Origin of the sequence: Pseudomonas sp. GD03858 (genome assembly GCF_029840925.1) — a bacterium.
Taxonomy (GTDB): domain Bacteria; phylum Pseudomonadota; class Gammaproteobacteria; order Pseudomonadales; family Pseudomonadaceae; genus Aquipseudomonas.
This window is the reverse complement of sequence record NZ_JAOCDM010000178.1, coordinates 1-6,462: the sequence shown is the minus strand read 5'-3', so window position 1 is coordinate 6,462 and position 6,462 is coordinate 1. Positions and strand designations below refer to the sequence as shown.

Sequence of the window (6,462 nt, the reverse complement as noted above, 5' to 3'; positions counted from 1 at the left end):
GAAAGTTCGTATCGCTTGGACATGGCAGAATCCTTCGCCTAAAAAGCGAGAACTCTATGGAAAATCAGGCTTTCAGAGGCTCCGGTGAGGTTTCAAAGGTTTTCATACAGAACCTAGAGCGATTCACTATAAATCTACATCTGCTCATTACGGGACGGTACACCTAGCATTTTTGTCAGTTAACCCGATCCTATTGGCAGGGTAACGTATTTGCACTCGACTATATGCAGATGCGCGAGGTGAGTGACCGTGGCCACAGCTACATTGCTAGCAGTTCAATCAAATCAAACCCCAATTTTTGCCCTGACCCGAGCGGGTGTGGCGGTGTTTGCCTTTACGCCGTATGGTTTTAGGAGCCAGTTGACGGGTGCAGGCCGGATAGCAACCGGTTTTACTGGTTGGTTATGTGAACATGAGTCGGACACTTATGCATTCGGTCATGGGCATAGATTTTTCTCTGCTGAACTTCATGGCTTTCGTTCGTATGATCAAGAGAGGAGCCCTTTTGGTGGAGAGGACATAAATGGCTATGTATATTGCAAGGCTGATCCAATAAATCGCACTGATCATTCTGGTAGGCAAAGTAAACTCTTGAGAAGGCGCTCATTTTCGACCACCCCTATGGTAGAACCAGTCGAATATACTCCCGGCCATGCTGGAGCGTATGCGGCCGGGGCTGTATCGATCATGGCTGGTCTCGGCAATCTTGCAATGGGCCAATTAGGCGATCGGGACTCTCAATTACAAAGACAGCTGACTGGCGGCTCTGAGCTTGCCCTTGGCATTGGTACGGCACTTGCTGGATATTTCCAAGGAAAAGGTATAAGTCATTCAGGAGATACGGTTTTGGGGTTAACTATCGCTTCAGGCTTGGTCGTAGGTGGTAACATCGCCGTAGAGTTTGGGCAATACGCTTATAAAAATGGGCTTAAGCAAACAGCCAAGGACTTGATCGGCTTGCCGAGGAGAACTGTCTCTCAAGTGTCCCGGGGCGTTTCTTCAATTAGTCGGAGTGTGCAAGCTGCTGGGCAAGCTGTGCGGGATTTAAGCGAGTCATTGAGCTCTGTGCGAAGCTCGATGAGTAGTGCGTATCACACGGCACCTACCACTCCAACTCCCCGGACCCCCTTGGAAAGAGAGAGATTTCTGGACGATATATAGCCAAGACTCATTTGGTCGTTGTGATTGAGTAGAGTTCGAGGTTTTAGCGTTGTATCCCCCAGGTCTTAATGACCTGGGGGGCTTTTACTATTGTGCTGTAACCTCTTTTAGATAAGCAGCCGATTCAGCTCCGAGGTTATGGAGCATCCGTTGGCTGTACCAGTCGATAAAATTCACCACGCCGAATTCATAGGTTCTCGAGTATGGCCCCGGCTGATACGCCGTCGAATTGATCCCCCGTTGGTTCTCCTCCGCCAACCGCCGATCCTGGTCATTGGTGGCATCCCACACCTTGCGCATGTCCTCGGGGTTGTAGTCGACCCCTTCCACCGCATCCTTGTGCACCAGCCACTTGGTGGTGACCATGGTCTCCTGCGCGCTGATCGGCCACACGGTGAACACGATCATGTGGTCGCCCATGCAGTGGTTCCACGAGTGCGGCAGGTGCAGGATGCGCATCGAGCCCAGGTCCGGGTTCTTGATACGGCCCATCAGCTTCTTGCACGCCACCTTGCCGTCCATGGTCATCGACACGGTGCCCTTGAGCAGCGGCATGCGCACGATGCGGTTACGCAGGCCATGGCTCTTGTGCAGGTACGGGATCTTCTCGGCTTCCCAGGCGGCGGCCGAGGCGGCGACGTGGTCCTTGAATTCCTGGCTGGCGCGGGGGTCTTCGGTGTCGTCCCATTCCAGCAGGGTCTTGAGCAACTCGGGGTGCGAACCGTTGCAGTGGTAGCACTCGCGGTTGTTCTCCAGTACCAGCTTCCAGTTGGCCTTTTCCATCAAGGTGGTCTGCACCGCCACCTTGGTGTTCTCCATGTCGTACGGTTCCATGTAGTGGTCGAGGGTCGCCAGGAATTCGTCGATGGCCGGCGGGTTCTGCGCCAGGCTGATGAAGATGTAGCCACCGGCGACCTTCACGTGCACAGGCTTGAGGCCGTACTGGTTCATGTCGAAGTCGGCGCCCATCTCGGTGCCGGCGAACAGCAGGCGGCCGTCGAGTTCGTAGGTCCACTGGTGGTATGGGCAGACCAGCTTGGCCACCTTGCCCTTTTCGCTGACGCACAGGCGCGAGCCGCGATGGCGGCAGACGTTGTGGAAGGCATGCACCTTGCCTTCGGCGCCACGCACCACGATGATCGGGTTCTTGCCGATCTGCAGGGTGAGGTAGTTGCCCTTGGCCGGGATCTCGCTGACCAGGCCGGCGATCAGCCATTCCTTGTGGAAGATCTCCTGCATGTCGATCTGGAACAGGCGTTCGTCGCTGTAGAACGGTTGCGGCAGCGAGAAGGTGCGCTCGCGGGTCTGCAGCATCTCGGCGGTGGCCTTGCGTGCAGGTTCCAGTGGATCGCCCAGGCTCAGGGTTGCGGTGACGTCCATCGTGTGGTTCCTCGGGGCCGCGTGCGGCCGGCAAAAGGTGGCTAATCGTTGTTTTTGTGCCGCAAGGCTGCTGGTGGTCAAACAGCGTGTTGTTTTGCCGAGAGTGTGCGTTCGGGCACTGAAATGGCCATGTCCACGGGCGACATGGCCGATTCGAATTCCGACGCGCCAACCCCCGTAGCGCGGGGCTGGTCGCGATAAGCACGCCGATGTCGCGGATGGGAATGTACAAGGCCTGCGGCTTGCGCATTATCGGAGCCATAAGAAAGGCCGACCGTCGGCTGCTGGAGATGAACATGTCCGATACCTTCCTCAATCCGGTCACCACCCAGACCTGGGCCAATGGCCGCCACATCGTGCGCTGCGTCAAGGTCATCCAGGAGACCTGGGACGTGCGCACCTTCTGCTTCATGGCCGACCAGCCGATCATGTTCTTCTTCAAGCCCGGGCAGTTCGTCACCCTGGAGCTTGAGATCGAAGGCCGGCCCGTGATGCGCTCGTACACCATCTCCAGCTCGCCGTCGGTGCCCTACAGCTTCTCGATCACCGTCAAGCGCGTGCCGGGCGGGCTGGTGTCCAACTTCCTCCATGACACCATGCACGAAGGCGCCGAGCTGCCGGTGCATGGGCCGGTGGGGCTGTTCAACGCCATCGACTTTCCGGCGCCCAAGACCCTCTACCTGTCGGGCGGCGTCGGTATCACCCCGGTGATGTCCATGGCCCGCTGGTTCTACGACACCAACGCCAACGTCGACATGGTGTTCGTGCACAGTGCCCGCTCGCCCAAGGACATCATCTTCCACCGCGAACTGGAGCAGATGGCCTCGCGCATTCCCAACTTCAGCCTGCACATCGTCTGCGAGAAGCATGGCCTGGGCGAACCGTGGGCGGGATATCGCGGCTACCTGAACCAGCGCCTGATGGAGCTGATCGCCCCGGACTACCTGGAGCGCATCATCTTCTGCTGCGGCCCGACGCCCTACATGAACGCGGTCAAGCGCATGCTCGAGGCGGTCGGCTTCGACATGAAGAACTACCACGAGGAGTCATTCGGCGCGACGCCGCCGGAAGCCAAGGCCGATGCGGTGGAGCATGCCGAAGCGGCGGCCGACGCCCCGCAAGTGGATGTGGCCGACCTCAACCTGGTGGAGTTCGTCGGCAGCGACAAGAGCATCCGCGTGGCCCCGGGCGAGACCGTGCATGCGGCGGCGGCCAAGGTCGGGCTGATGATTCCCAAGGCCTGCGGCATGGGCATCTGCGGCACCTGCAAGGTGCTCAAGCTCGGCGGCGAGGTGGAGATGGAGCACAACGGCGGGATCACCGAGGAAGATGAGGCCGAGGGCTACATCCTGTCGTGCTGCAGTGTGCCGAAGGGGGATGTGCGGATCGAGTATTGAGCTACAAGCTACAAGCTACAAGCTACAAGCTACAAGAAAGAGCAGCCCTGTATAGACCTGCTTTCTTCTTGCAGCTTGCAGCTTGCAGCTTGCAGCTGCTTCTCAGTTGCGGAACCGGGCCACTAGCCCGCTGAGGTCCACCGCCAGACGCGACAGCTCGGCACTCGCCGCGCTGGTCTGATGCGCCCCGGTGGCGCTCTGCACCGACAGGTCGTTGATGTTCACCAGGTTGCGGTCCACCTCGCGGGCCACCTGGGCCTGCTCTTCGGCGGCGCTGGCGATCACCAGGTTGCGCTCGTTGATCTGCGCCACCGCGCCGGCGATGGTGTCCAGCGCCAGGCCGGCGCCGCGGGCGATGTTCAGGGTCGACTCGGCGCGCTCGGTGCTGGTGCGCATCGAGTCGACGGCCTGCTCGGTGCCGCCCTGGATGCTGCCGATCATTCGCTCGATCTCGCTGGTGGACTGCTGGGTGCGGTGGGCCAGGGCGCGCACCTCGTCGGCGACCACGGCGAAGCCACGACCGGCCTCGCCGGCGCGGGCGGCCTCGATGGCGGCGTTGAGCGCCAGCAGGTTGGTCTGGTCGGCCAGCCCACGGATCACATCCAGTACCTTGCCGATGTCGCGGGACTGCTCGGCCAGGTGGGTGATCAGCTTGGCGGTGGCCTGCACATCGCCGCTCATGCGCTCGATGGCGCCCACGGTCTCCATCACCAGGTCACGGCCATCGCCGGCCGAACGGCTGGCTTCGCTGGAGGCCTCGGAGGTGCTCACCGCGTTGCGCGCCACTTCCTCGACCGCGCTAGTCATCTCGGTGACGGCGGTGGCGGCCTGCTCGATCTCGTTGTTCTGCTGCTGCAGGCCCCTGGCGCTTTCGTCGGTGACGCTGTTCAGCTCTTCGGCGGCGGAGGCCAGCTGGGTGGCGGAGCCGGCGATCAGTTGCAGGGTGTCGCGTAGCTTGTCCTGCATCTTGGCCATGGCCTTGAGCAGACGCGCTGCCTCGTCGGTGCCTTCGGCGTGGATGTTGTGAGTCAGGTCGCCTTCGGCGATCTGTTCGGCGGCCTGCAGCGCCTCGTCGATGGGCTTGACGATGCTGCGGGTGAGCAGGAAGGCGAACAGCAGCGTCAGCACCGTGGCGGCCAGCAGCAGGCCGATCACCAGGGTGAAGGCGCCGCTGTACTGCTTGGCGGCCTGGGCGTTGGTGGCGCTGGTCTGGTCGGTGTTGATGCGCACCAAAGTGTCCATGACCTTGTTGATCTGCTCGGAGTTGGCCAGCAGGTCGCGGTTGAGCAGGTCGCGCAGCGCGTCCAGGTCGCCACTTTGGCTCAGGCTGCGCATGCGTGCTTCGAGCTGACGGTACTGGTTGAGCAGCACGCCATACTGGTCGAAGGCGGCCTTCTCGTCGGCGGCGGTCACCAGTGGCTCGTAGGCGCGGCGAGCCTTGTCGATCTGCGCATTGCGCTCGTCCAGCAGGCGCAGGGTGTCCTGCTGGGTGGCCGGCTCGCGGTTGAGCAGCAGGCGGTAGGACAGGGTGCGCAGGCGCAGGTTGAGCGCGGTCAGTTCATCGAGGGTCTTGATGCTGGGCACGCTGACCTCCTCGATGGTCACGCCGGCCTGGCGGATGTTGCCCATCTGGATCAGCGAGAACACGCCCAGACCCAGCATCAGCAGACCGATCACGGCGAACCCGAGCAACGCGCGCGGCGCGATATTCATATTGCGTAAGGACATGGAGGCGGTTCCCAAGGCAGAGGAGGTGCCGCGATCCATGCGACGGAAGAAGACCTGCCTGCCTATCGGTCGTGACCGGCAAGTCTTGAGTCCGTAATGCAAAAATTGTGAGGCAGCTAACTAGTTTCCTGACCAGCGGTTGATCCAGGTCGGAACAAGGGCGGTGATATCCGGTCAACCTGAACCAGGCAAAAACCTTTTGAATCCGATATTTAATGGCGGGGGCGCAGGTTTTTCCTTATCGTGTGCGCCCTTTGCAACAACCCGAGATAGACGCATGTTGGAAACTTCCCTGAATCAACTCGAGCAACTGGTCAGCGACCTGATGCACAAGAACGCGCAACTGGCCGAGCACAACGCCAGCCTCAGCCAGGAATTGGCCCAGGCCAAGGAAGAGAACGACAGCCTGCAGTTGTCGCTGATGGAGCAGGAAGAGAAGCACGGCGCCACCGCCGCACGCATCCAGGCCCTGGTCGAGCGCGCCAGCGCCGGTGTCGTGAACGCATGAGACTGCAAGCGCAGCCGGTCAACGTCGTGTCCATCCTCGGCAACGACTATTCGCTGAAGGCCCCCGCGGGCCAGGAAGACACCCTGAACCAGGCCGTGCGCATGCTCAATGTCGCCCTGGCCGAGACCAAGCGCCAGTTCCCGACCCTGATCGGCGACAAGCTACTGGTGCTGGCCGCCCTGAACCTGTGCTCCAAGCAGATCGAACTGCAGCGTGAGCACGACCGCACCCTCGAGCGTACCCAGGCGCAGATCGACGCCACCGTCGATGCCATCAGCCGGACCATCG

6 protein-coding genes are annotated in these 6,462 nt (G+C 60.8%); 4 read left to right on the top strand and 2 right to left on the bottom strand.

Going from position 1 to position 6,462, the window contains the following annotated elements:
- Positions 1–249 precede the first annotated feature (249 nt).
- The gene (locus N5D48_RS25410) at positions 250–1,161 is read left to right on the top strand and encodes an RHS repeat-associated core domain-containing protein (RefSeq protein WP_279888833.1); all 912 of its coding nucleotides are present in this window, start codon (positions 250–252) and stop codon (positions 1,159–1,161) included.
- 87 nt (positions 1,162–1,248) lie between these two features.
- On the opposite strand, the gene gbcA is transcribed toward N5D48_RS25410, so the two are convergent.
- Positions 1,249–2,541, bottom strand: coding sequence for a glycine-betaine demethylase subunit GbcA (gbcA, locus tag N5D48_RS25405; RefSeq protein ID WP_279888832.1), 1,293 nt, complete (start codon positions 2,539–2,541; stop codon positions 1,249–1,251).
- 296 nt (positions 2,542–2,837) lie between these two features.
- Here gbcA and gbcB point away from each other — a divergent pair, with 296 nt between their 5' ends.
- The gene (gene gbcB / locus N5D48_RS25400) at positions 2,838–3,938 is read left to right on the top strand and encodes a glycine-betaine demethylase subunit GbcB (protein ID WP_279888830.1); all 1,101 of its coding nucleotides are present in this window, start codon (positions 2,838–2,840) and stop codon (positions 3,936–3,938) included.
- 102 nt (positions 3,939–4,040) lie between these two features.
- Here the strand turns inward: gbcB and N5D48_RS25395 are convergent, their stop codons facing one another.
- Positions 4,041–5,666 carry a methyl-accepting chemotaxis protein gene (locus N5D48_RS25395; RefSeq protein WP_279888829.1) on the bottom strand — a complete coding sequence of 542 codons (1,626 nt, stop codon included), beginning with the start codon at positions 5,664–5,666 and terminating at the stop codon, positions 4,041–4,043.
- 277 nt (positions 5,667–5,943) lie between these two features.
- Between N5D48_RS25395 and N5D48_RS25390 the strand changes: the two genes are divergently transcribed.
- Together N5D48_RS25390 and N5D48_RS25385 are read left to right on the top strand one after the other, a co-directional pair.
- Entirely contained in the window at positions 5,944–6,174 is a 231-nt protein-coding gene (locus tag N5D48_RS25390) for a hypothetical protein (RefSeq protein ID WP_279888828.1), read from the top strand.
- On the top strand, positions 6,171–6,462 hold a 292-nt coding region (locus tag N5D48_RS25385; RefSeq protein WP_279888827.1), incomplete at its 3' end, for a cell division protein ZapA. The genes N5D48_RS25390 and N5D48_RS25385, both read left to right, overlap by 4 nt.

Bases quoted from the DNA above. Each gene is read 5' to 3' on its own strand.
- gbcB (WP_279888830.1), top strand. From the start codon at position 2,838: ATGTCCGATACCTTCCTCAATCCGGTCACCACCCAGACCTGGGCCAAT.
- N5D48_RS25390 (WP_279888828.1), top strand. From the start codon at position 5,944: ATGTTGGAAACTTCCCTGAATCAACTCGAGCAACTGGTCAGCGACCTG.
- N5D48_RS25395 (WP_279888829.1), bottom strand. From the start codon at position 5,666: ATGTCCTTACGCAATATGAATATCGCGCCGCGCGCGTTGCTCGGGTTC.
- gbcA (WP_279888832.1), bottom strand. From the start codon at position 2,541: ATGGACGTCACCGCAACCCTGAGCCTGGGCGATCCACTGGAACCTGCA.